This window comes from Stenotrophomonas cyclobalanopsidis, assembly GCF_008710035.1.
GTDB classification, from domain to species: Bacteria; Pseudomonadota; Gammaproteobacteria; order Xanthomonadales; family Xanthomonadaceae; genus Stenotrophomonas; species Stenotrophomonas cyclobalanopsidis.
Genome location: NZ_VYKI01000012.1, coordinates 90,690 through 114,523 on the forward strand (window position 1 = coordinate 90,690; position 23,834 = coordinate 114,523).

20 protein-coding genes are annotated in these 23,834 nt (G+C 68.7%); 6 read left to right on the plus strand and 14 right to left on the minus strand.

Annotated elements, in window-relative coordinates:
- The first annotated feature begins 76 nt into the window (after positions 1 to 76).
- Positions 77 to 1,423, plus strand: coding sequence for a virulence factor family protein (locus FJU31_RS11220; RefSeq protein ID WP_281290821.1), 1,347 nt, complete (start codon positions 77 to 79; stop codon positions 1,421 to 1,423).
- A 48-nt stretch (positions 1,424 to 1,471) separates the two neighbouring features.
- Here FJU31_RS11220 and mprF read toward each other — a convergent pair whose 3' ends face one another.
- Positions 1,472 to 4,036: a bifunctional lysylphosphatidylglycerol flippase/synthetase MprF gene (gene mprF, locus FJU31_RS11225; protein ID WP_150454816.1), complete on the minus strand. Its 2,565-nt coding sequence runs from the start codon at positions 4,034 to 4,036 to the stop codon at positions 1,472 to 1,474.
- 194 nt (positions 4,037 to 4,230) lie between these two features.
- Here mprF and FJU31_RS11230 point away from each other — a divergent pair, with 194 nt between their 5' ends.
- Complete coding sequence (locus FJU31_RS11230) at positions 4,231 to 4,578, plus strand: RidA family protein (RefSeq protein ID WP_150454817.1); 348 nt, start codon at positions 4,231 to 4,233, stop codon at positions 4,576 to 4,578.
- A gap of 65 nt (positions 4,579 to 4,643) precedes the next feature.
- Here the strand turns inward: FJU31_RS11230 and FJU31_RS11235 are convergent, their stop codons facing one another.
- The 9 genes from FJU31_RS11235 to FJU31_RS11275 form a co-directional block, all read right to left on the minus strand.
- Positions 4,644 to 5,000: a hypothetical protein gene (locus tag FJU31_RS11235; protein ID WP_246161305.1), complete on the minus strand. Its 357-nt coding sequence runs from the start codon at positions 4,998 to 5,000 to the stop codon at positions 4,644 to 4,646.
- A gap of 301 nt (positions 5,001 to 5,301) precedes the next feature.
- On the minus strand, positions 5,302 to 5,715 hold the full coding sequence (gene rnfB, locus FJU31_RS11240; protein ID WP_150454818.1) for an Rnf electron transport complex subunit RnfB: 414 nt from the start codon (positions 5,713 to 5,715) through the stop codon (positions 5,302 to 5,304).
- Between the two features lie 25 nt (positions 5,716 to 5,740).
- Positions 5,741 to 6,331, minus strand: coding sequence for an HAD family hydrolase (locus FJU31_RS11245; protein ID WP_150454852.1), 591 nt, complete (start codon positions 6,329 to 6,331; stop codon positions 5,741 to 5,743).
- Positions 6,332 to 6,406: 75 nt separating this feature from the next.
- Positions 6,407 to 8,488: a methionine--tRNA ligase gene (metG, locus tag FJU31_RS11250; protein WP_150454819.1), complete on the minus strand. Its 2,082-nt coding sequence runs from the start codon at positions 8,486 to 8,488 to the stop codon at positions 6,407 to 6,409.
- Between the two features lie 102 nt (positions 8,489 to 8,590).
- Positions 8,591 to 9,040: a DUF2147 domain-containing protein gene (locus tag FJU31_RS11255; RefSeq protein WP_150454820.1), complete on the minus strand. Its 450-nt coding sequence runs from the start codon at positions 9,038 to 9,040 to the stop codon at positions 8,591 to 8,593.
- A 220-nt stretch (positions 9,041 to 9,260) separates the two neighbouring features.
- On the minus strand, positions 9,261 to 9,668 hold the full coding sequence (gene gloA2 / locus FJU31_RS11260; protein ID WP_150454821.1) for an SMU1112c/YaeR family gloxylase I-like metalloprotein: 408 nt from the start codon (positions 9,666 to 9,668) through the stop codon (positions 9,261 to 9,263).
- Positions 9,665 to 11,605 (minus strand): DUF885 domain-containing protein, encoded by a 1,941-nt coding sequence (locus FJU31_RS11265; protein WP_150454822.1) that lies wholly within the window; start codon positions 11,603 to 11,605, stop codon positions 9,665 to 9,667. Before FJU31_RS11265 ends, gloA2 begins: the two co-directional genes overlap by 4 nt.
- Before the next feature lie 94 nt (positions 11,606 to 11,699).
- Positions 11,700 to 12,497: a queuosine precursor transporter gene (locus FJU31_RS11270; RefSeq protein ID WP_150454823.1), complete on the minus strand. Its 798-nt coding sequence runs from the start codon at positions 12,495 to 12,497 to the stop codon at positions 11,700 to 11,702.
- Positions 12,494 to 13,177 carry a DUF502 domain-containing protein gene (locus tag FJU31_RS11275; RefSeq protein WP_079222700.1) on the minus strand — a complete coding sequence of 228 codons (684 nt, stop codon included), beginning with the start codon at positions 13,175 to 13,177 and terminating at the stop codon, positions 12,494 to 12,496. Before FJU31_RS11275 ends, FJU31_RS11270 begins: the two co-directional genes overlap by 4 nt.
- A 74-nt stretch (positions 13,178 to 13,251) precedes the next feature.
- Here FJU31_RS11275 and FJU31_RS11280 point away from each other — a divergent pair, with 74 nt between their 5' ends.
- Positions 13,252 to 14,631 carry a hypothetical protein gene (locus FJU31_RS11280; protein WP_246161306.1) on the plus strand — a complete coding sequence of 460 codons (1,380 nt, stop codon included), beginning with the start codon at positions 13,252 to 13,254 and terminating at the stop codon, positions 14,629 to 14,631.
- On the opposite strand, the gene FJU31_RS11285 is transcribed toward FJU31_RS11280, so the two are convergent.
- Complete coding sequence (locus tag FJU31_RS11285) at positions 14,531 to 14,995, minus strand: DUF4442 domain-containing protein (RefSeq protein ID WP_150454824.1); 465 nt, start codon at positions 14,993 to 14,995, stop codon at positions 14,531 to 14,533. The two genes, FJU31_RS11280 and FJU31_RS11285, sit on opposite strands and share 101 nt — an antisense overlap.
- Before the next feature lie 340 nt (positions 14,996 to 15,335).
- Between FJU31_RS11285 and FJU31_RS11290 the strand changes: the two genes are divergently transcribed.
- Entirely contained in the window at positions 15,336 to 15,788 is a 453-nt protein-coding gene (locus FJU31_RS11290; protein ID WP_150454825.1) for an REP-associated tyrosine transposase, read from the plus strand.
- Positions 15,789 to 16,003: 215 nt separating this feature from the next.
- Here the strand turns inward: FJU31_RS11290 and FJU31_RS11295 are convergent, their stop codons facing one another.
- The 3 genes from FJU31_RS11295 to trxA all read right to left on the minus strand — a co-directional run bounded on the left by FJU31_RS11295 (position 16,004) and on the right by trxA (position 20,294).
- The gene (locus FJU31_RS11295; protein ID WP_150454826.1) at positions 16,004 to 17,629 is read right to left on the minus strand and encodes a CHASE2 domain-containing protein; all 1,626 of its coding nucleotides are present in this window, start codon (positions 17,627 to 17,629) and stop codon (positions 16,004 to 16,006) included.
- On the minus strand, positions 17,626 to 19,326 hold the full coding sequence (locus tag FJU31_RS11300; protein ID WP_150454827.1) for a FecR family protein: 1,701 nt from the start codon (positions 19,324 to 19,326) through the stop codon (positions 17,626 to 17,628). The genes FJU31_RS11295 and FJU31_RS11300 overlap by 4 nt, the downstream gene beginning before the upstream one ends.
- 107 nt (positions 19,327 to 19,433) lie before the next feature.
- A complete protein-coding gene (gene trxA, locus FJU31_RS11305) occupies positions 19,434 to 20,294 on the minus strand; it encodes a thioredoxin (RefSeq protein WP_150454828.1) in 861 nt (286 codons plus the stop codon).
- A gap of 163 nt (positions 20,295 to 20,457) precedes the next feature.
- Here trxA and FJU31_RS11310 point away from each other — a divergent pair, with 163 nt between their 5' ends.
- Together FJU31_RS11310 and leuS are read left to right on the plus strand one after the other, a co-directional pair.
- Entirely contained in the window at positions 20,458 to 21,057 is a 600-nt protein-coding gene (locus FJU31_RS11310; protein WP_150454829.1) for a DUF998 domain-containing protein, read from the plus strand.
- A gap of 105 nt (positions 21,058 to 21,162) precedes the next feature.
- Positions 21,163 to 23,805, plus strand: coding sequence for a leucine--tRNA ligase (gene leuS / locus FJU31_RS11315; RefSeq protein WP_150454830.1), 2,643 nt, complete (start codon positions 21,163 to 21,165; stop codon positions 23,803 to 23,805).
- Positions 23,806 to 23,834 lie beyond the last annotated feature (29 nt).

Consider the following 23,834-nt stretch of genomic DNA (forward strand, 5'->3'; position numbering starts at 1 on the left):
CGCCAACGGCCTGCACGGGTACGTGCCGTGCACGCGGTGGCGGCGTATCGTGTGCGCATTCCACCGGGGATGCGATATGAAGCGTGCAGGGCTGGGCAGGGCAATGGGGGTGGTGCTGGCGCTGGCGGCGTTGCCGGCCATGGCGGCAGCGAACGTGCAGCAGTTCAGCCACGGGCGCTTCGACCAGATACCGGTGCACATGCCGGCAGGAACCCCGCAGCGGGTGGTGATCTGGTTCCATGAGCCGACCGCCGGTGGCGATACCAGCCGCCTGCCGATCGAGGCCCTGCGTGCCGATGGCGCTCTCGTTGCCGCCGTGGACATCAGCCACCTGCGTGGCGTGCTGAAGCGCGAAGGCGATCCGACCTGCTCGTTCGGTGCCGGCGACGTCGAGAATTTCTCGCGCTGGCTGCAGGCTTCGCTGCACCTGCCGGGTTATCACCTGCCGTTGATTGGCGGTGATGGCGAAGGTGCGGAGATGGCCTACACGCTGGCCGCGCAGGCCGATACCCAGGTCTTTGCCGGCCTGCTGACCACCGGCTTCTGCCCTGGCCACAGCCATGAGCGCATGGTCTGCGGCGATGGCGTGAAGCACAACCGGCTGCAGCCGGCCGAACTGAATTTTCCGTGGCTGAGCGCGGCCGGCGGCAACGCCTGCCAGGCCGGCCAGGCCAGCCCGTTCGTGCAGCAGGTGGCGATGGCGCGTGAGTTCAAGCGCACCGCACGCGGCGATGCCTCGCCCGGCCTGGTGGCTGCGGCACGGGTGGTGGGCGCGCAGGCTGGCGTGAGCCTGGCACCGCCGCCGGATGCGTTGAAGGGACTGCCGGTGGTGGAAGTGCCGGCCACCGGCAACGGCGACACCCTGGCCATCTTCGTGTCGGGCGACGGCGGCTGGGCCGGCCTTGACAAGAACGTTGCCGCCTCGCTGAGCGAGCATGGCGTGGCCGTGGTCGGCATCGATTCACTGCGCTATTTCTGGAGCGAGCGCACGCCCAAGGGCTTTGCCGCCGACCTGCAGAAGATCATCGCCCACTACCGGCAGCAGTGGCACCGCGACAAGGTGATGCTGGTCGGCTTCTCGCAGGGCGCCGACGTGTTGCCGGCCACCATCAACCAGCTTGATGCAGGCACCCGCGAGAGTGTCGAGCGCATCGCCCTGCTGTCGGTGGGGCGCAAGGCCGATTTCGAATTCCACGTCAGCAACTGGCTGGGCGGCGGTGGCGATGGCCTGCCGATCGCACCGGAGGTGGCCAGGCTGCCGGCGGGCAAGACACTGTGCGTGTACGGCGAAAAGGATGAGGATGCGTTGTGCCCGGATCTGCCGGCCGGTGAGGCGGTGCAGAAAGTGAAGCTGCCGGGCGACCATCACTTCAATGGTGATTACGACCGCCTGGCCGACGTAATCCTGAAGGGCGGCGCGTAGGCCGCACCCACCGGTAACGCCGGGCCATGCCCGGCGGAACACACCCGATCAACCGCGGCGCGGGTCCAGCGAAATCAACCGCGTGGCATCCAGCAGCGCCGCCGGCAGGTGCATGCCACCCGGTGCGGCGAGGTAGCGCGGGCGCCACTGCGGGGCGAACTTCGATTTGAACCGGCGCAGGCCGCTGAAGCCGTAGAAACGTTCGCCATGCCGCGCCAGCAGGCCGGCCAAGCGGTTCCAGCGGCCCGCCAAGCGGTGCTGGGCCAACCCGGACAGCGGCGCCATGCCCAGCGAGAAACGCGCATAGCCCTGCGCGCGGCCCCACAGGAACAGCTCGATGAACAGGAAATCCATCGTGCCCTTCGGTGCCTCGTTGACGTGGCGCATCAGGTCCACCGACAGCTCGGCACCGGCCGGTGCCTGCCACAGGTTGGCGAAGGCCACGATCTCGCCCTCGGCCTCGACCAGCGCCACCGGGAAACGCACCAGGTACTGCGGGTCGAAGCTGCCCAGCGAGAAGCCTTTTTCATCCCCCGCCTTGTCGTCCAGCCACGCGTTGGAAATGGCGTGCAGGCGCGGCAGCAGCTCGGGAATCTCTTCCAACGCTGCCACGCGGAACGACAGGCCGCTGCGCTTGCCGCGGTTCCAGGCCTGGCGCAGGTCGGCACGCTCGCGGCCTTCGAGGCCGAAGTCGTGCAGCGGCACGATGGCTTCCTCACCCAGCTTGACCAGGCCCAGGCCGAGATCCAGATAGGTCTGCCAGTACGCCTCGCCCACCTGGTAGAACACCGGGCGCAGGCCAAGGCGGTCGGCTTCCTCGCGGAAGCGCCAGATCAGCGCACGGGCAACGTCGGGCGGGCCGACCGGGTCGCCCATCGCGATCAGCGAGCCGCCATAGCGCTGCATCATCACAAAGCCCTGTTTCGCCTCGTCGCGCAGCACCGCCTTGTCGGCGGTCAGCACCAGGCAGGCCTGGGTATCGGTTGCGCTCGCCAGCACTGGGGCCAGCGCCTGCAGAGTGGCATCGCCGGCGGCCGGCAGCGGCGTGCGCGTGCTGTGCAGCAGGCGCGCCAGGCCGAACATCACCAGCGCGATGGCCACCACCAGCAACGCGCGCAGCGCACGCGGCGCATTGCCCGACACCGCGAACTGCCACCACAGCTCGTTCTGGTACTCGACGTGGCTGTAGGTGAAGAACAGCAGCCAGGTGACCGCGACCAGCACCAGGCCCAGGTTGCGCAGCCACGGCCACGACCACGCTTCATCCAGCAGCGCGCCCTGGCGGTAGAACTCACGGCGCGCGGCCCACAGCGCCATCGCCACCAGCAGCGCGGACACGGCGATGAGCGGCTGGCCGCCGCGCAGCCACAGTGGCAGCGGGGTGATCACGCACACCGCCATCGCCAGCATCCAGGCCGCATGGCTGCGCCGGGCCAGGCCCTGGCCGATCAGCAGCAGGGCGACGCCACCGAGGCTGCCGATCAGGTGCGAGGTTTCCAGGATCGGCAGCGAGGCGTTGAGCAGATGGCGGCGCGGCGTCGGCAGCGTGCCATCGATGACCAGCGCAGCGCCGATGCTGAAGGCGGCCAGCGCGATGATCTGCGGCAGCCACGGGCGCAGCGCATGCCAGCCGGCGCGGGTGGCACCGGCGCTGGCCTGCAGCGGCTGGCGCAGGGCCGGGGCGAGGGCGAGCAGGGTGGCCAGCAGCAGCGGCAGCACATAATAGGTGACGCGATAGATCAGCGCGGCCGCCAGCACCGCGGCCGGGGCGACCTGCGGCAGCAGTTTCAGCAGGCTCCATTCGAACACGCCCAGACCGGCCGGGACCGTGGACACCAGGCCGGCCAGCACCGCCACCAGGTACAGGCCGACGAAGCCGGGCAGGCCGGTGGGCGTCGAGTCGGGCAGCAGTACGTAAAACGCGGCGCTGGCCAGCACCAGTTCGATCACGCTGAGCACGGTGACGCCGAGCATCGTGCGGCGATCCGGCAGCCACAGGCCATGGCCGAAGATGTGGAACTGGCGCCCGTTGCGGCCAACCAGCAGCACGGTGGCGGCGTAGGCGAGCAGGGCGAGGATGCCCACCACGCGCACCGCGGCCGGGTCCAGCGGCAGGGCCAGCGCGGCGCCGGCCGGTTCCATGCACAGCGCGACGCCGATCAGCAGCCAGGCGCCGAACACGAAGCCCAGCGTGCTCATCAGCACCACCTGGCCGATCTGCGCCAGGTCGAGGCCGGCGCTGCGGTAGCCGCGCAGGCGCACCGCGCCGCCGGTCAGTGCGGCAAAGCCCACCGTCTGCCCCAGGGTGTGGGCAAGGAAGGCGGTGATGCCCACGCGCGCCGGATGCACGCGGATGCCGCTGCGGCGCAGGCCGATGGCATCGAAGCCGATCAGGCAACCGTAGCTGGCCAGGCCCAGCAGCACGGTCAGCGCGATCTGCGTGCCGGTCAGCTTGTGGAAGGCTTCGCGGATGGCGCGGTAGCCGTGCTCGTCGAACTCGTTGGCCAGCCCGTGCAGGGCCAGCGCCAGGATCAGCAGCGGGACGACGATGGTCAGGACCCGCTTCCATGCCGGGGTGTGCGAAGCGGTGGTGGGATCGTTGGCTGGGGTCATCGGCGCAAGAGTGCGACAGCAGGGGGAAGAGGGGTGTCAACGTGAACGTGGCGCATCGTGCACCTGTCGCTGGCGTTTGACCAGCACCGGCACTGTGCGGCGATTGGCGGCAACGCATGTGGGTGCGGGAGGCCACATTTCACCGCCCGGCTGGGTGAGAATGGGGTTCAGTCCACCCCGCAGGAGCCACGCCCATGATGGAGCGTTACGACGTCGGACCGCGCATGTCCGAGATGACCGTGCACAACAAGGTCGCCTACCTTTCCGGCCAGATTCCGGATGACACCAGCCAGGACATCACCGGGCAGACCCGGCAGGTGCTGGCCGAGATCGACAAGCTGCTGGCGCAGGTGGCCAGTGATCGCCAGCACGTGCTGCGCGCGGAAGTGTTCCTGGCCGACATCGCCGATTTCGACGGCATGAACAAGGCATGGGATGAGTGGGTGGTCGAAGGTGCGACCCCGGCGCGTGCGACGTTCGAAGCGAAGCTGGCGCATGCCGAGTGGAAGGTCGAGATCGTGATCACGGCGGCCGTGCCGTAATCCTGGATTGCGTGAAGCGGGGTCGGATCCCTCTCCGAAGGAGAGGGCTCTGATCCCGTTCTGGTTCAGTGCGGGCGGATTTTCGTCGCGGCGTGCGCGGAGAGGGCGATGCAGGCCTGCATCAGGCCTTCCATGATGCGGTCGCCGACGTATTCGTCAGCCTCGCCGTCCTGGCGGGTGCGTTCGGCGGCGAGCATGATCTCCTGCACTACGCGCAGGCCGACCAGGGTGCGGTCTGCGTCGGTCAGACCGAGATGGCCGCCGGGCAGCAGGTAGCCCTCCGGCCAGGGGAATCCATCGACGGCGGCAGCCGCGCTGATCTTCCGCAGCAGGGCCATCATCCTGTCGGGATGGCGCTCGATCTCGTCTGCTGCATTGGTGAGGTCGCGGGTGCATGCATCGGTAACGTCCGAAGGGGTCATGGCATAGCTCCGTTCAGGTCAATCGATAGCCGCCACGGCACGGTGGCGGGCGGAACGTGGCTTGAAAACCGGCCAGCCGCTTGGGGTGGCCGGTCACAGGACGTTTGCGGAAGTCTGGCACGCGGTTGAAAGAGGCCGCAGTGGGCTGGCGCATGTGCCGCGAGCAGCGGGGCAATCTGCGATGTGCGTCCTGTTCCGTGAGGGCGCGGGGCGTGTAACGCTGGGTGATCGCGACGAATGTCTGCGGAGCTGGGGTCAGAGCCCTTTCCTTTGGAAAGGGATCCGACCCCGGCAGCGGCTGCTACAGCTGCACCAGGTCGATGCAGTCCACCGGGCACGGCGGGATGCACAGCTCGCAGCCGGTGCACAGGTCGGCAATCACCGTGTGCATGTACTTGGCGCCGCCGACGATGGCGTCCACCGGGCAGGCCTGGATGCACTTGGTGCAACCGATGCAGTCGGCTTCGACGATCAGCGCGACCTGCGGCGCCTTGTGCTCACCGCGCGTGCGGTCGAAGGGCACGGCCGGTACGCCCAGCACCTGCGCCAGCGCGCGTGCACCGGCATCGCCACCGGGCGGGCAGCGGTCCACGCCCGCTTCGCCGCGTGCCATCGCCTGCGCATACGGGCGGCAGCCGTCGTAGCCACATTGCCCGCATTGGGTCTGCGGCAGCAGGCGGTCGAGGCGTTCGGTCAGGGGCGGGATCAGGCTCATGCGTGGCGAAGGCTGCGCGTTGGAATCACTTCAGGGGTCTGCCGCGGTACCAGCGCTCGTGGGCGAGGGCCAGCATCGGGCGGTCTTCGTAGCTGTCGCCGTAGGCGTGGATGCGCAGGTAGCGCGACAGGTCGAACTGGCGGCGGATGTGCTCGACCTTGCGCGGGCCACAGTCGCCGCCCGCATAGCGCCCGGTCAGGCGTCCATCCTGGCTTTCCAGCCGGTTGCAGATCAGCTGCAGGCCCAGCTGTTCGCACCACGGGCGCAGGTACAGGTCCAGCGAACCGGACACGATCACCACGGTGTGCTCCTGTTTCTTGTGCCAGCGGATCTGCTCCAGCATTTCCGGACGCATCACCTCGGGCAGCACCTCGCGGGCGAAACCGGCCGCCAGCGTGGCGATGTCATCGGCATGGCGTTCGCTGAAGGTGAGACGGGTGACGCGGGCGCGGATGCGCGCGGCGGAGATGATGCGCAGGCGGTAGGCCAGCAGCCAGGGGCCGACCTTCCACCACGCGCGCGCCAGCTGCTCGGGCGTGGCCACGCGGCGCAGGAAGCGGCCATAGGTATCGCAGGTGGTGACGGTGTGGTCGAAATCAAACAGCGCCAGTTCCATCCTGCTCTCTCCCATGGCGGTGCCATCCGTGGCGGTCTGCGAGGAGGGCGCGGCGGTGGGCGCGCCCGCAGGGCATCAGCGGACCGGCATGCCCGGCTGCGCGCCGCTGTCGGCATCCAGCAGCGCCAGCGCGCCACCGTCGAAACCGGCCGACAGGATCATGCCTTCGCTCAGGCCGAAGCGCATCTTGCGCGGGGCCAGGTTGGCGATGAACACCACGCTGCGGCCGACCAGCGCTTCCGGTTCGCCGTAGCTGCCGCGAATGCCGGAGAAGATCTGGCGCTTGCCCAGGTCGCCCGCATCCAGTTCGAAGCGCAGCAGCTTGTCCGAGCCTTCCACGAATTCGCACACCAGCACCTTGCCGATGCGCAGGTCGAGCTTGGCGAAATCATCGATGCCGATGTAGGCCGGTGCGTCGGCGCTCTTCGCTTCGTCCTTGGCCGGGGCCGGGGCAGCCGGCTTCACGGCTTCGGTCTTGGCGGCGGGGGCGGCAGCGGCGGCCGGCTGCAGGGTGTCCTTGGAGGCGTCGATCATGGCGTCAATCTTCTTCGGGTCGATACGGGTGAACAGCGGGGTGTATTCAGCAATGCGGTGGCCCAGCAGCGGCTGTGCCAGTGCGGTCCAGTCGTTCACCGGGGCGGCCAGGAAGGCTTCGGCCTGCGCGGCGGTGGCCGGCAGCACCGGCTTCAGGGCGGTGACCAGCACGCGGAACAGGTTCAGGCCCTGGCTGCACACCGCCTGCAGCTGCGCGTCGGCGCCTTCCTGCTTGGCGATGACCCACGGCTTGACCTCGTCGATGTAGCGGTTGGCTTCGTCGGCCAGGGTCATGGTCAGGCGGATGGCGGCGGCCGGATCGTTGCGCTCGTAGGCTTCACGGATCGGCGCCAGGCCATCGACGAAGCGCTGGTACTGCGCCGCATCGGGCAGCTGCGCCGCCAGCAGGCCATCGAAGCGCTTGCTGATGAAGCCGGCGCAGCGGCTGGCCAGGTTGACGAACTTGCCGACCAGGTCGGCGTTCACGCGCGCCACGAAGTCGCCCAGGTTCAGGTCGAGGTCGTCCACGCCGCCGCTGGTCTTGGCCGCGTAGTAGTAACGCAGGGCTTCCGGTTCCAGGCCGGCGTCGAGGAACGTACGCGCCATCACGAAGGTGCCGCGCGACTTGCTCATCTTCGCGCCGTCGACCATCAGGTAGCCGTTGACGTGCAGGCGGGTCGGCGCGCGGTGGCCGGTACCGTTCAGCACCGCCGGCCAGAACAGGCCGTGGAAGTTGACGATGTCCTTGCCGATGAAGTGGTGCAGTTCGGTGCTGCTGCCTTCGCGCAGGTGCGATTCGAAGTCTTCGCCGAGCTTGCCGCACAGGGTCTGGAAGCTGGACAGGTAGCCGATCGGCGCGTCCAGCCAGACGTAGAAGTATTTGCCCGGCTGGCCGGGGATCTCGAAACCGAAGTACGGCGCGTCACGCGAGATGTCCCACGCGCGCAGGCCGCCGTCAGCGTCCAGCCATTCCATCAGCTTGGCCTTCACACCCGGCAGGGCGACGTCGCCGGCCAGCCAGTTGCGCAGGAAGCCTTCGAAACGGCCGACCTCGAAGAAGAAGTGTTCCGAATCGCGGATTTCCGGCGTGGCGCCGGAAATCACCGACTTCGGATCCTTCAGGTCGGTCGGGTTGTAGGTGGCACCGCAGACCTCGCAGTTGTCGCCGTACTGGTCGGCGCTGCCGCAGTTCGGGCAGATGCCCTTGATGTAGCGGTCGGGCAGGAACATGCCCTTGGCCGGGTCGTAGAACTGCGCCACCGAGCGACGGCTGATGTGGCCGGCCGCTTCCAGCTTCAGGTAGAACTGCTCGGTCAGCGCCTTGTTGGCCGCCGAGTTGGTCGAGTCGTAGTGGTCGAAGGCCACGCCGAAGGCGGCGAAGTCGCGCTCATGGCCGGCCTGGATGTTGGCGATGAAGGCTTCCGGGGTGACCCCGGCCTTTTCCGCCGCCAGCATGATCGGCGTGCCGTGGGTGTCGTCGGCGCAGACGAACCAGGCCTTGCCGCCGCTCATTCGCCGCGCGCGCACCCAGATGTCAGCCTGGATGTAGCCGACCAGATGGCCCAGGTGCAGGGGGCCGTTGGCGTAGGGCAGGGCGGTGGTGACGAGCGCGGTACGGGTCATGGTCGCGGGGTGCAGCCGAGGGGAACCGCAGATTATCGCATGCCTGCAACGAGGTGACCCGGCCGGGGCCGGGTCACGGGGGTACGGCGTGGGCCGGGCGTGTTACTCGCGGACCCAGGTCTGGGTGCGGCAGATGAAGGCGATGCAGCCGGACACGTCCAGCTTGCCGCCGCCCGGCTGCAGTTCCAGCTTGGACTTGTAGGTCTTGCCGTTGGCCGGGTCGAGGATGGTGCCACCGGACCACTTGCTGTGGCTGCCCTTGTCCTGCGACAGGTTCCACAGGATGGTCATGCCCTTCACCGGCTTGTTCTTGTTGGCGCCTTCGCAGCCATCGCAGACCGGGTTGGGACCCTTGTCCGAGTGCAGGATCTCGACCACCTTGCCGGTCAGCGCGCCGTTGGCAGCCTGGCTGATCTCGACGATCGACTTCACCTTGCCGGTCTTGTCGTCGATGGTCTTCCAGCGGCCGGCGGCGCTGTCGGCGGCCTGGGCCGACAGGGCGGCCAGGCACAGCGGCAGTGCCAGCAACAGGGTCTTGAAGGTCTTGCGCATGGTCCCCTCCCAGGGTTCATTCCGGCACGTCGCCGGTCAGGGCGACTGTATACCCATTCGGCGGGGTATGGGGAAGGGGGGGCTTTGCAGGGCTTGCAGCCCTGCACCTGCTCAATGCAACGACAACGGCCAAAGCAAGCCCCACCTCTGACAGGTTCACGCGGCTGATTGTCGGCACGGGGTCGGAGCCCTTTCCGCGGGAAAGGGATCCGACCCCGGATCAGACGACTTCGTACAGCTCCAGCGGCAGGTCGTCGGGGTCGGCGAAGAAGGTGAAGCGGGCGCCGGTGTATTCGTCGACGCGGATCGGTTCGCAAGCGACGCCGTGGTCGGCCAGGCGCTGGATCATCGGCTCCAGCGCGGCCACGCGGAAGGCCAGGTGGCGCAGGCCCTGGGCCTCGGGGCGGCTCCGCCGCGGCGGCGGGGCGGGGAAGGAGAACAGCTCCAGCTGGCCACCGTCAGGCAGGGCCAGGTCCAGCTTCCATGAGTCGCGCGCGGCACGGTGGTTCTCGGCCAGCACGCGCAGGCCGAGAACGCGCACGTAGAAATCCTTCGAACGTGCGTAATCGCTGCAGATCACGGCGGCATGGTGGATGCCCAGCAGGCCGCCGGTCGCTGCGCCGGTCATGGCGTGGCCGTGGCCGGTGCCACTGCGGCGGGCTGCTCGAGCCAGCGGTCGACCTTGCGCTCCAGCACGTCCAGCGGCATCGAGCCGTCCTTCAGCACTTCGGCATGGAAGCGGCGCAGGTCGAAGGCCGCGCCCTGGCGGGCTTTGGCTTTGTCACGCAGGGCGAGGATGCGGCTCAGGCCCGCCACGTTCGACAGTGCCTGGCCCGGCTGGGCCATGATCCGTTCCACTTCCGCGCTGGCGTCGTCCTCGCTCATGTCCACGGTCTTCTGCAGGTAGTTCACCGCCTGCTGCTTGCTCCAGCCCTGCGCATGCACGCCGGTGTCGGCAACGACGCGGGCCGCGCGCAGCAGGCGCGAATACAGATAACCGATGCGGTCGTAGGGGTCGCTGTAGACGCCCAGGTCGTCGCCCAGGGTTTCGGCATACAGGCCCCAGCCTTCGACGAAGGCGAGGTCGCCACCGAGGCGGCGGAAGCGCGGCAGCTTGGCCAGTTCCTGCTGCAGGCCCAGCTGCACGTGGTGGCCGGGGATGGCTTCATGCAGGTACTGCACCGGCACGCTCCAGCGCTTGCGGCTGGGCAGGTCGCGGGTGTTGATGTAGAGCACGCCGGGTTGCCCCGGCTGGCCAGGCTGGTAGGCCGCGGCGGCAGCGGTCATCGAGCGCTCCGGCTCGACCGCGCGTACTTCCAGGCGATCCTTCGGCAGGGTGTCCAGGATCCGCGGCAGGCGCGCATCCACCTGCTGCTGCAGCTGGCGGTAGCGGTTGATCAGTGCGTGGGCATCGCCGTACTGGAACTGGCGGTCGCTGCGCATGCTCTTCAGCAGCTTGGCCTGCGAACCGCGCAGCTTGTTGTCCTTCATCACCGCGGCGATCTGCGCGCCCAGCTCCTGCACGCGCTGCTCGCCCAGGGCATGCAGCTGGGCGGCGGTCTGGTCGCTGGCGGTGGTCTGCACGATCAGGTTGGCGTACCAGCCCTGGCCGTCGGGCAGGGCGCCCAGGCCGCTGCTGCTGCGGGTGGCCGGCAGGTATTCGGTGGCGATGAAGCCGCGCAGGGCGCGGTAGGACGGCAGGATGCGCAGCTCGATCATGCGCTTGTATTCGGCGCTGATGCGCGTTTTTTCTTCGGCGGGGATATCGCCCGGCATGGTCCTGATCGGCGACCAGAAGATGCTTTCCTCGGCGGTCGGGGTGATCACCGCGTCCAGCTGCGGCAGCACCTTTTCCATCAGGTCGCGCGGCTGCACCACGCCGGCCTTCATGCCCTGGCGCATGTTGTCGATGGCCTGGTTGAACAGGTCGGGGATGCCCAGCGAGCGGCGCGACCAGGTGTCGTAATCCTTGACCGTGTTGAACGGCTGGGCGCCGGCGCCGGCGCCGAGGATCGCCATGATGCTGCCGATGTTGTAGTACTGGCTGATCGGCATCATCCAGCTTGGGTAGCGCTCGGCGGCCAGCGAGGCGCGCGCATCGCGCACGAAGATCTCGTAGCTGAGCAGGTCCTGGCCCTGCAGGCCGTCACTGCCGAGCTTCTCGACCTTGCCCAGCCATTGCGTGGTGAAATCGTGCGACTGCTGGCGCCATGTGGCGGAGAGGATGTTGGGCAGCTGGTCGTTGTAGCGGGCGTCGCCCTGGAACGTGGCCTGCAGCGGGTTCAACCGCATCGAGGCTTCCCAGTATTCGTCGTACAGACGCTCCAGCTGCACCTGCTTGGGCACGGCGCGGGCCGGTGCGACCGGGCGCGCTGCGGCGCGGCGTGTGCTGCTGCCGCGGGCCGGGGTGGCGCGTGCGGGCTTGGCCTTCGGCTTGGCAGCCTGCCGGGTCTGCGCGGCGGCGGGGCGGCTGGCCTTCTTCTTCGCTGCCTCTGCCGACGGCACGGCACTGAACAGGAACAACGCGGCGATGGCGGCGGCCAGGGCGCGGGTGGGATACGGCATCAGGAGCTTCCGTGGAACACAGATCGTGGAGCTTGCACGATCCGCGCGCGTACGGCCAGCGTGAAGGCGCAGTCAGCTTGCCGTCGCTGGGGCTTCAGTCAGCCGCAGCGGCAGCGCGCAGCTGCGCGGCACGTTGTTCGCCCAGGTAGCGGGTGATCGCGCGTCGCATCAGGTACAACAACGGAATCAGGGCGATCGCAAAGCCCATCTTGTAGACGTAGTTGACGCTGCTGACGGCCAGGAACAGCGAGGTCGGCCATTTCTGCGGGCCCAGCACGAAGGCGATCCAGATCACCACGAAGCTGTCCACCAGCTGCGAGACGGCGGTCGAGCCGGTGGCGCGCAGCCACACATGGCGCTCGCCGGTGGCCTGGCGGATGCGATGGAACACCGCCACGTCGATCAGCTGGCCGACCAGGAACGCCACCAGCGAACCGGCGATGGTCCACATGCCCTGGCCGAACACCGCAGCGAACGCCGCCTGGTAGTCCGGCACGCCGTGCGCATCCATCGAGGTGACCCACCAGCTGGCCGGGGCCAGCGAGATCGCCGCGAACGCGAACAGGAAGCCGTAGGCGATCAGCACCACCGCCAGCCACGAGATGAAGCGCACGCCGCGCTTGCCGAAGAACTCGTTGATGGTGTCGGTCATGATGAACACCACCGGCCACAGCAGCGTGCCGGCGGTGAAGCTCAACGAGCCGGTCTGGCCGAACAGGTTCCAGTTCAGCGCGTCGATGCCCAGCGTGTCTTCCAGTGCGAAGATCTTGACCCCGATCAGCTCGGCCAGCACTGCGTTGCCGCAGAAGAACGTGGCCAGGATGATGAACAGCAGAACCGCACGATCCTGCAGGGGGCGCGCAAAGGGCGCGTCGCTGGGCGTGGTGCTCACTCCGGGCGTTCGCCTGCGCGGGTGAACGGCACGCTGGCCGGGGCCACGGCACCGCCGGAAATGATGAAGCTCATCGCCTGGTCCACGGTCCAGTCGGTCGGGGTGAGCAGTTCCACCGGCACGATTTCCAGGTAGCCCGAGGTCGGGTTGGGCGTGGTCGGCACGTACACCGCCGCCAGTTCGCGGTCGGTACCCTGTTCCTTGATGACCCGGGTGACCAGGCCGACCGACTTCATGTCACGGTGCGGGAAGTCGATGAGGACCACGCGCTGGGTGCTGCCCGGCTCGGTCTGCAGCATGTCCAGCAGCTTCTTGGCGCTGTCGTAGATGATGCTGGCCAGCGGGATGCGCTTGATGATGGCGCCGACCCAGCGCAGCAGGCGCTGGCCGACCACGCGACGGCTGGCCACACCGACCGCCAGGATGACCAGCAGGGTGGCCAGCAGGGCGATGGTGTCCTGGATCCACTCGGCATGGACCCAGCCCAGGTAGTGCGGGAAGCTGGTCGCGATCTGCTCGGACAGCGGCACCACCAGTGGGCTGGAAATACCCGACAGCAACACGAAGACAAACTTCACCACGACCCAGGTCAGCCAGATCGGCAGCAGGGTCAGCAGGCCGGTCAGGAACAGGCGTTGCAGGGAAGGACGGGGGACCAGGGCGGGGGCTTCGAGCGACATGTGCGCATTGTAGCGGCCGGAGGCGGTGGATTACGCTGGAACCCAGGGCGGGAGCCGGACGGGGAAGGGATGCTGTGTTGAGGATTCTGCGCGGAGTGGGCTGGGCCCTGCTGGGGCTGCTGGTGCTGGTCGTGCTGGTGTGGACGTTGTCGCGGTTCTGGCCGCTGCCGGCCGCCCAGCGAGAGCAGGTACGCTTGCTGGAAGACGTCCGGCAGGCGCCGGGCAGGAACGGGTTCGCGCTGCTGTGGACGCTGCCCTTCAACGGCCTGGACCCGGCCCGGCGCGAGGCTGCGCTGGCCGAGGATGCCAGGCGCTGGCAGGCGCGCTCCACGCCGGATGTCATCGATTCCGCGCTGGCGGCCACGCAACCGGCAGTGAAGGTCGACAACCAGGGCTATTGCCGGTCCAGCGGCGAGAGCTGCCTGGCCCGCGTGCGCGCCGATACCGCCCAGTTCCGTGCCGCGCATGCCGGGCACGAGGGCCTGCATCAACGCCTGGACGCGCTGGCCGATGCAGAGCGCTTCGACAGCCCGTTCCAGGCCGACGACGGCACCGGACTGTTCCCGATGCCGCGCTACCAGACCCTGATGGATGGCAGCGGCGTGCATGCGCTGGCCTTCGTGCAGGGCGATGTTCCTGCGGCGCTGGCCGGCAGCTGCCGTTCGGTGCAGCTGGGCCGGCGCCTGATGCACGGTGGCAATACGCTTATCGACAGCATGATCGGCGCCGCGATGGTGGGCGCCAACGTGCACCTGCTCGCGGAGATGCTGGCGGAACTGCCGCCGGACCAGGTGTTGCCGTCGGCCTGCGAAAGCGCACTGCAGCCGATGGAAGCTGCCGAACAGAGCCTGTGCCGGCCGATGCAGGGCGAGTTCGCGATGACCCGGGCAGCCATCGATGCATCGCTGCAGCAGACCGGCACCGTGCTGGTGATGGATCGCGAGCACACGCTGGGCCGCTTCGCCGCCAACTTCGGCTGGGCCTGTGGCCCAGGCTCGGAGGCTGCGTTGCAGGCCGACCGGCCGGTCGAGGTGGTTGCGGGCTCGGATTGGGATATGCGCTGCCTGGCCAATTTCGTGGGCTGCACGCTGAGTGATATCTCCGGGCCGGCCTACCAGGATTACGCCGCACGCAGCCAGGACGTGGCGGCCCTGCTGCGCCTGCTGGGCGCACAGCGCTGGCTCCGGAAGCAGCCCGAGGGCCCGCAGCAGGCCCTGCAGCGCCTTCCGGCGCAATGGCGCTCATCCACGCGTGTGCCGGTGCTGTCGGCCAATGGCACGCGCCTGCAGGTGTCGCGGCGCGCGCGTGATGCAGGCGGCAAGGATGATGCGATGTTGTCGGTGCCGCTGTCGGTCAGGCAGCGCTGGCGCGCGCCTGCGGCTTCAGGCGCACGTAGACCTGCTTGCGCACGCGGGCGACGACGTCGCCGGAGGCATCAACCACGTCGTTGCTGAACCAGCGCAGGACCTTCTCGCCGCTGGCGGCCTCGGCGCGCAGTTCATCCAGCACCGCCTCGTCGATATGAAAGGCGGTGCGCACGGTGCCGCGCCCGGGCTTGAGGAAGTCGATGGCGCCCGCGCGATCCCACACGTAGTAGTCGCGGCCCAGAGTGTGCATCAGGCCGAGCATCCAGAACGGATCGGTCATCGCAAACAGGCTGCCGCCGAAATGGGTGCCGACGTAGTTGCGGTTCCAGGGGCGCATCCGCAGCTCGACCTCGATCTGCCGGTAGTCCGGAGTGATGCGGGTGACATGGATGCCGGTGAACAGGAACGGCGGCCACAGGTTGATGCCGAGGCGGAACGTGCTGGCTTTCATGTGCGGACGGGGCGCGGGGGCGAGAATCCGAGTCTAACATTCGCATGCGTATGTTGAGCCCCGATCTGCCGGTCGTAACGTTGAGCCCGCTCGACTGCTCCTCGCCCTTGCCATTCGTAGAGTCGAGCTTGCTCGACTGCTCCTGGCCCTTGCCGGTCGTAGAGTCGAGCTTGCTCGACTGCTCCTTGCCCTTGCCGGTCGTAGAGTCGAGCTTGCTCGACTGCTCCTGGCCCTTGCCGGTCGTAGAGTCGAGCTTGCTCGACTGCTCTGCTCAATTTCACCGACAGCAGATTCCGCCTTTCCCTAGGGCAACTTCGAACACGATGCGCCACTCTGGGCCATGCCCAGTCCCGCCCTCCTGCGCTGCCGAACTTCAGCGGTTGGACACTTCTACGTCATTACCAGCGTAGTGGCCGGCCGCCGCCCCTTGTTTGCTGCCCAGGAATGTGCGGGCGCCTTGATGGAACAGTTCAAGGACAGCGACAGGCGTGGATTGACCCGGTCTTTCGCCTGGGTGGTCATGCCTGACCATTTCCACTGGGTGATGCAGTTGCGCGAAGGTGTGTTGGGGGGCTGTGTGCAGTCCCTGAAATCGCGGTCTGCCATTGCCATCAACGCGACACTTGGCGGGAGTGCGACGGTCTGGCAACGCGGCTACTACGATCACTGGATACGGGACGAACGGGATGTCCGTCAGCAGGTCCTGTACGTGATGAACAATCCCGTACGCGCAGGCCTGGCGACTGGCTTGGGCGACTATCCCTACGCCTGGTGCCGCTGGGCGCTGTCGTAGAGTCGAGGGGGGGGGGGGGGGGGGGGGGGGGGTGGGGAGGCACGCGCCACGGCAGGGGCGGGGGGGGGTCGTTGTTTGTGGTTTGGGTGGGTGCGGGGTGTGGGCCGCCCCCCCCCCCTCGACTCTACGGTCAGTCGAGCAAGCTCGACTACGGCCAGTCGAGCAAGCTCGACTCTACGGGCCGTCACGGCACGGCCAGTCGAGCGCGCTCGACGTTACGGGTCGCCACTGATGGCATAGCCGTCGCGGCCATTGTCCTTGGCGCGGTACAGCGCGGCATCGGCGCCTTCAACAAAATGATGGGGGTGCAGGCTGCCGTCGGGCACGCGCGTGTACACGCCGATGGTGAGGGTGATGCCTGCGCCGCTGCCGTCGCCTGGGGACGGCAAGGCGCGCACGCTGGCGATCAGGTCTTCCACCACCAGGCGCGCGCCGTCGGCCGGCGTGTCCGGCAGCACCAGTGCGAACTCATCGCCGCCATAGCGCGCGGCCATGTCGCGCGGGCGGCGCGCATGTGCGGCGATCAGCCGGGCTACGTCGCGCAGCACACCGTCGCCGGCCTGGTGGCCATGGCGGTCGTTGTGATGCTTGAAATGGTCCACGTCGATCAGGGCCAGGCTCAGCGGCTTGCCACTGCGCCGCGCGGCATCGCATTCCTCCTGCAGGGCCTGTTCGAAACGAAGGCGGTTGCCCAGCCCGGTCAGCGCATCGCGGTTGGCCTGGCGGTGCCAGGCCGAGATGCGCCAGACGGCCCACACCAGCAGGATCAGCAGCACGCCGAGCTGAGCGCTGGCCGGTGCCCACCACAGGTTGCCCACGCGCAGCAGCAGCCAGGCCAGCACGGGAGCCAGCGGCAGCGAGCAGAGCGCAGCCAGCCACGGCAGGCGCAGGCCCAGCAGCATCACGCACAGTGCAGCCATCAACCCGGACAGCAGATCCTGCACGGCGCGTGGCAGCACGTTGATCTGCTCGTCCTGCAGCAGCATCGAAGCGATGTTGGCCTGGTATTCGCTGCCGCTCATCCAGTACTCGCGGGTGGTCGGGGTCAGCAGCGGCGGCGCGATGCCGCTGGCGGTCATGCCGACCACGATGCGCCGGCCGCGCAGCAGCGACGCGTCAACCTGGCCATCCAGCACGTCGGCGTAGGAGACCTGCGGCAGGCGCCCGGGCGGGCCGGCATAGCGCACGCGCACGTAATCATCGCGACGCCATTGATAGGGCGAGTCGAGCGCGGGCTCGGGGTCGGCCAGGCCGTACACGCGATTGGCCGGAATGCCGGCCAGGGCCATGCCCAGCGACGGCCAGTGCGCCTGGCCGATGCCGGCGCGCAGGTACACGCCGCGCGCCACGCCATCGCCATCGACCTCGACATCACTGTGGCCGATCACCGCGGCGCTGTCCGCGATCAACGGGATGGGCAGCAGCTCCTCGGCCAGGCGGTCGCCCGCCGCCGGCGCCGCCAACACCGGCAGCACCACCCGGCCGTTGCGGCGGATGGCCGCGGCGAGCTCGGCATCCTGGCGCGCATCGTGGCGGTCCGGCTCGGACAGCATCAGGTCCAGCACCACCCGTTCGACGCCGGCATCGGTCAGCCGGTCCAGCAGCCGAGCATGCACCGAGCGTGGCCACGGCCACTGGCCGATGCGCTGCAGGCTGTCTTCATCAATGGCGACGATCAGCACGCTGGGGTCAGGCCGGTACTCCCAGTCGCCCACCAGCAGGTCGTACACCGCTTCATCCTGCCGCCACAGGAGCTGCCCGTGGCTGACCACCGCCGTGGCGATGCCGGCCAGCAGGGCCAGCAGGATGCGTCGCGACCAGGGCAGCGGCGAGCGCCTCACAGCAGCAGCCACAGCAGCAGGGCACCGCCACCGGCGCCGTAGCACAGCCGGCACGGCAGCGTGACCTGCTGGGCCGGTGAGAACGGGCCAACGTGGCCGTCGTCGTCGATGTACTGCACGCGCACGTGCAGGGTGCCGCGCCACGGTCGCTTGAAGCTGACCTGCGGCTGCGCCAGCGTTTCATCCACCAGTGGTGCCTTGAAGTCACCGCGGCGGTCGACCTGCACGCGGTAGCGCTGGCCTTCGCTGCCGGCCTGCCATCGCAGGGTCAGTTCGCCATGCGCAGCTTCGGGCGGCTGCAGGGCCGGGTCGATTGGTTCGTCGGTGAGCTGCAGCGGCAGTGCCTGGCCGAACGGGCCCTGGTGGCCCTGGCCATCGCGCGAGGCCACGCGCCAGAAGTACTGGCCGGGCGGCAGCGGCGTGGCCAGGCGCAGGTCGGTGCCGGTGCTGGCCTGCTGCTGCAGCGGCTGCAGGAAACGAGGCTCGGCGGCGATCTGCAGCACGCTGCTGCCCGCGCCCGGGGCCTGGGTCCAGTGGAAGCGCGGCCGGTCACTGTTGACGGTCTGGCCGTGCAGGGGCGAGACGGTCAGCGGCGGTGGCGGCTGGTCGCTGAGCAGGAAATCGGCGCTGGCATCCAGGCCCTCCACGCCCTGCGCATCGACAGCGCGCAGCAGCAGGCGCAGGGCACCCGGCGGAAGGTCGTCGATGACCAGCGAGGTGTCGCCGGTGGTGGCCGCGAACAGCAGGATCTCCGGCGTGGCAGCCAGCACGACTTCAACGCGGTAGTGGTCGGCAGTGGCCACCGGCTCCCAGGCCAGGCGTGCCGGCAGTGGCGGAAGCGCGGTGGCATCGCTGCGCAGCCGTGGCGCGGGCAGCAGCACCGATGCCGCCTCGGGGGCGATATCGGCGCTGGCGCTGCGGCTGGCCTGGCCCGGGCGCACCAGACGATGGCCATGCGGGTTGCCGACCTGCACGCGGCCTTCCAGCACTTCAGTGGCGCCGATCTGCGTGCCGTCGCCGGCACTGACCCGGAACACGGTGCCGCGCACGCTGCTGGTGGCGGCTGGGGCATCGATGATGTAGCGCGACGCCGGACCGCGGGCAGGGGTGACGCGGTTGCTGGCCCGGCCCTGCTGCAGGCGCATGCGGGTGTCGACCATGCCGGTGCGACCGTAACGACTCAGCTGGTCCAGGCGCAACCGCGAATGCTCGCGCAGCTGCAGGCGCGACGCATCAGCGAATTCGAGGGTGACACTGGCATCGGCGCCAGTCTGCACGGTGTCGCCGATGTGCAGCAGCTCGCCGGCGTGCAGGGCGCGGGTGGCGCTGCCATTGGCGGCCACCAGTTGCACGCCGCCGCGCACGGCCAACACGCGGGCCGGGGCCGGTTCGACCCGCAGCCAGCTGACCGGGAAGCGCAGCAGCCCGCCGGGCGGCAGGCGGTAGGGGTTGTCGATGCGGTTGTGCTGCTGCAGCTGCTGCCACGGCACATCCGCCTTCAGGTACAGGCCGCCCAGGTCCCAGAGGGTATCGCCGGGGCGGACCCGGTAGTTCCACTCCTGTGCGGCGGCGAGGCCGGGTAGCAGGAGCAGGGCGCACAGCAGTGCGGCGAAGCGGCGGACGAGGGAAGACGACGAACGGCCAACGGTCACGGAGTGCTGTCCCGGCTGAGCGGGGGCGCAGCTGCAAGACCCCATGGCCCCGACCTCATCCCCCCGAATGGATCGTAGCGGCCAAAAGCACGCTACCGATCACATTATCGCCCGTGGTCAGTGCAGGATTTCTGAACGAGACGCGTCTTTGTTCAGAACAGCAGCGAGGCCATCTTCCGGCGGTAGCGGCCAACCAGGTCCTCGTCGGTGATGACGTTGAAGGCATCGATCAGCACCTTGCGCGGCAGACCTTCGGCGAAGCTGCGGTCGATCCGCAGCATCTCCAGGAACTGTTCCAGCGCGGCTTCGTCGTGGCCGCCGAGCAGCAGCTGCACGCCGCGCAGATGGCGGGCCTGCAGGTCCTTGCCGTCGGCGGCGATGCGCGCGTCCAAGGCCTCGGCCGGGGGCGCATCCTTCAGCGCGGTGGCGAAGGCCAGGCGGGCGCGGCCGCGCACCGCGCGGTCATCGGTGGCCAGGTTGGCGGGCAGGGCATCGATCAGGTTGCCGGCCTCGTCCACGCCGCCCACCTGCAGCAGGGCCAGGGCGAGGTCCAGCTTCAGTTCGTCCTTGTCCGGCTCGGCGGCGATCTGCGCACGCAGCACGTCCACCTGCGCCTGCGGGTCCAGCGGGGCCTCGTCTTCGGTGACGGTGTCGCCGATGTCGGCCGGCACGACGCCGTGCTGGGCCAGGAACTCACGCAGCTGGCCTTCGGGGATGGCGCCGGGGAAACCGTCGACCAGCTGGCCGCCCTTGACCAGGAACACGGTCGGCACCGAGCGGATCTGGAAGGCGGCGGCGATCTGCTGTTCGGCGTCGACATCGACCTTGGCCAGCTCGAACGCGCCGTTGTACTCGGCCGCCAGCTTTTCCAGCATCGGGCCCAGAGTCTTGCACGGGCCGCACCAGGTGGCCCAGAAATCCACAAGCACCGGCGTCTGCAGGGACTTCTGCAGCACCTCGGCCTCGAAGGTCGCGGTGGTGGCGTCGAATACGTGGGTCGTCGTCTCGGTCATGGGAGAAGTATCGCCTGGCAACTGGAGACCGATTCTATGGTGTCGATCCGTGTCGGTCTCAACCCTGTCCTCACACCAGGCACCGACAACCGCGTCGTGGCTTGGCGGTTGCCGCGCCTGCCGCGACAATGCAGCGGTCTTTCATTACAGGTGGATCCGCGCGATGTCCGTGCTCTGGCTTGATCGTTGGTTGGGGCTGCTGGCCGCCGCGTGCTTCGTGCTGGCGGTCGTCGGTTTCGGCGCGGCGCTGGGCGGCTACTCCCAGGCCGTCCACCCGGTGGCGCTGCTCGGGGCCCGCGGCGTGCCGCACGCGCTGGCCTTCAACGTGCTGGGCCTGGTGCTGCCGGGCGCGCTGGCGGTGCTGGTGGCCGAGCGCCTGCGCCGGCAGCTGCCGGTGGGGGCAGGCTGGGCGCCGCGGGTCGGCAGCCAGATGCTGCTGCTGGCGGGCCTGGCCTTCGCGGCGATGGGCCTGCTGCCGCTGGACCCGGAAGACCTGCATGGCGGCGCCAGCCAGCTGCACGCCAGCGCGTGGATGGTCTGGGTGCTGGGCTTCGTGGTCGGCGCGCTGATGCTGGGCATCCCGCGCCTGCGCGCGGGGCATGCGCGCGCCATGGCCGGCTTGACCGTGGCCTGCGGGGCGCTGGCTGGCCTGGCCGCTTTCGTGCTGCAGGGCGTGCTGCCGGCGCCGTGGGCGCAGCGGCTGGCCTTCGCTTGCTGGGCGGCCTGGCTGGCGCTGGCTCTGCCGCTGTCGCGGGCGCGCTGAGACGGCAGCCGGGCCACGGTCGCGCCAGGCTTTCCGTCCCGGGATTGGAGCCATTTGCCGCACTGCGGTACGCTGTACCGCTTTGCCGCCGCAACCGCGTGTTACATGACCAGCGCCGAACCCAACGTTTACGACCCGCAGCAGGTTGAATCCGCCGCCCAGAGCTTCTGGGATGCCACCCGCGCCTTCGAGGTCGACGAGACCTCGGACAAGCCGAAGTACTACTGCCTGTCGATGCTTCCGTACCCGTCCGGCGCGCTGCACATGGGTCATGTGCGCAACTACACGATCGGCGACGTGATCAGCCGCTACAAGCGCATGACCGGCCACAACGTCCTGCAGCCGATGGGCTGGGACGCGTTCGGCCTGCCGGCGGAGAACGCCGCGATCAAGAACAAGACCGCGCCGGCGGCGTGGACCTACAAGAACATCGACCACATGCGCAGCCAGCTGCAGTCGCTGGGCTATGCCATCGACTGGTCGCGCGAGTTCGCCACCTGCCGCCCGGACTATTACGTCCACGAGCAGCGCATGTTCACCCGCCTGATGCGCAAGGGCCTGGCCTACCGCCGCAACGCGGTGGTGAACTGGGACCCGGTCGACCAGACCGTGCTGGCCAACGAGCAGGTCATCGACGGCCGCGGCTGGCGCTCCGGCGCACTGGTCGAGAAGCGCGAGATCCCGCAGTGGTTCCTGCGCATCACCGATTACGCCCAGGAACTGCTGGACGGCCTGGATGAGCTGGACGGCTGGCCGGAATCGGTCAAGACCATGCAGCGCAACTGGATCGGCCGTTCCGAAGGCCTGGAAATCCAGTTCGACGTGCGCGATGTCGATGGCAATGCGCTGGACCCGCTGCGCGTGTTCACCACCCGCCCGGACACGGTGATGGGCGTGACCTTCGTGTCGATCGCCGCCGAGCATCCGCTGGCGCTGCACGCCGCGAAGAGCAACCCGGAACTGGCCGCGATGCTGGCCGACCTGAAGCAGGGCGGCGTGTCCGAAGCGGAACTGGAAACCCAGGAAAAGCGCGGCATGGATACCGGCCTGCGCGCCGTGCATCCGGTCACCGGCGAGCAGGTGCCGGTGTGGGTGGCCAACTTCGTGCTGATGGGCTACGGCACCGGCGCGGTGATGGCCGTTCCCGGCCACGACCAGCGCGACAACGAGGTGGCCAACAAGTACGGCCTGCCGATCGTGCAGGTCATCGCCCTGAAGGATGCGCGCAACGACGATGAGCGCACCTGGGATGCCACCCGCTGGCAGGACTGGTACAGCGACAAGAGCCGCCAGACCGAACTGGTCAACTCGGCCGAATTCGACGGCCTGGACTTCCAGGGCGCCTTCGAAGCGCTGGCCGAACGATTCGAGCGCAAGGCCCAGGGCCAGCGCCGCGTCAACTACCGCCTGCGCGACTGGGGCGTGAGCCGCCAGCGTTACTGGGGCTGCCCGATTCCGGTGATCTACTGCGCCAAGTGCGGCGCGGTGCCGGTGCCGGAAGAACAGCTGCCGGTGGTGCTGCCGGAGGACGTGGCGTTCTCGGGCACCGGTTCACCGATCAAGACCGACCCGGAATGGCGCAAGACCACCTGCCCGGATTGCGGCGGCGCGGCCGAGCGCGAGACCGACACCTTCGACACCTTCATGGAGTCGAGCTGGTACTACGCCCGTTACACCTCGCCAGGTGCCCGTGATGCCGTCGACAAGCGCGGCAACTACTGGCTGCCGGTGGACCAGTACATCGGTGGCATCGAGCACGCGATCCTGCACCTGATGTATTTCCGCTTCTACCACAAGCTGCTGCGTGACGCGCGGATGGTGGACAGCAACGAACCGGCGCGCAACCTGCTGTGCCAGGGCATGGTGATCGCCGAGACCTACTACCGCCCGAACCCGGACGGCTCGAAGGACTGGATCAACCCGGCCGACGTGGACGTGCAGCGCGACGAGCGCGGCCGCATCACCGGCGCGACCCTGATCGCCGATGGCCAGCCGGTGGTGGTCGGTGGCACCGAGAAGATGTCCAAGTCGAAGAACAACGGCGTGGACCCGCAGGCGATGGTCGGCAAGTACGGCGCCGACACCGTGCGCCTGTTCTCGATGTTCGCCGCACCGCCGGAGCAGTCGCTGGAGTGGAACGAGGCCGGCGTGGACGGCATGGCCCGCTTCCTGCGCCGCCTGTGGGCCCAGGTGCACAAGCACGCCGCCGACGGCGCCGCCCCGGCGCTGGACGTGGCCGCACTGGATGCCAACCAGAAGGCACTGCGCCGCAAGACCCACGAGACCATCGGCAAGGTCGGTGACGACTACGGCCGCCGCCACAGCTTCAACACCGCCATCGCTGCGGTGATGGAACTGATGAACGCACTGGCCAGGTTCGAGGACGCCAGCGAGCAGGGTCGTGCGGTGCGGCAGGAAGCGCTGCAGGCCGTCGTGCTGCTGCTGAACCCGATCACCCCGCACGCCAGCCATACCCTGTGGCAGGTGCTGGGCCACGGCCAGACGCTGCTGGAAGACCAACCGTTCCCGCAGGCCGACAGTGCCGCGCTGGTGCGTGATGCGCTGACCCTGGCCGTGCAGGTCAACGGCAAGCTGCGTGGCACGATCGACGTGGCCGCCGAGGCCGCGCGCGAGCAGGTGGAGGCACTGGCCCTGGCCGAGCCGAACACCGCCAAGTTCATGGAAGGCCTGACGGTGCGCAAGATCATCATTGTCCCCGGCAAGATCGTGAACATCGTCGCTGCCTGATGTACCCGGCACCGGCCGCCGCCCAGGCG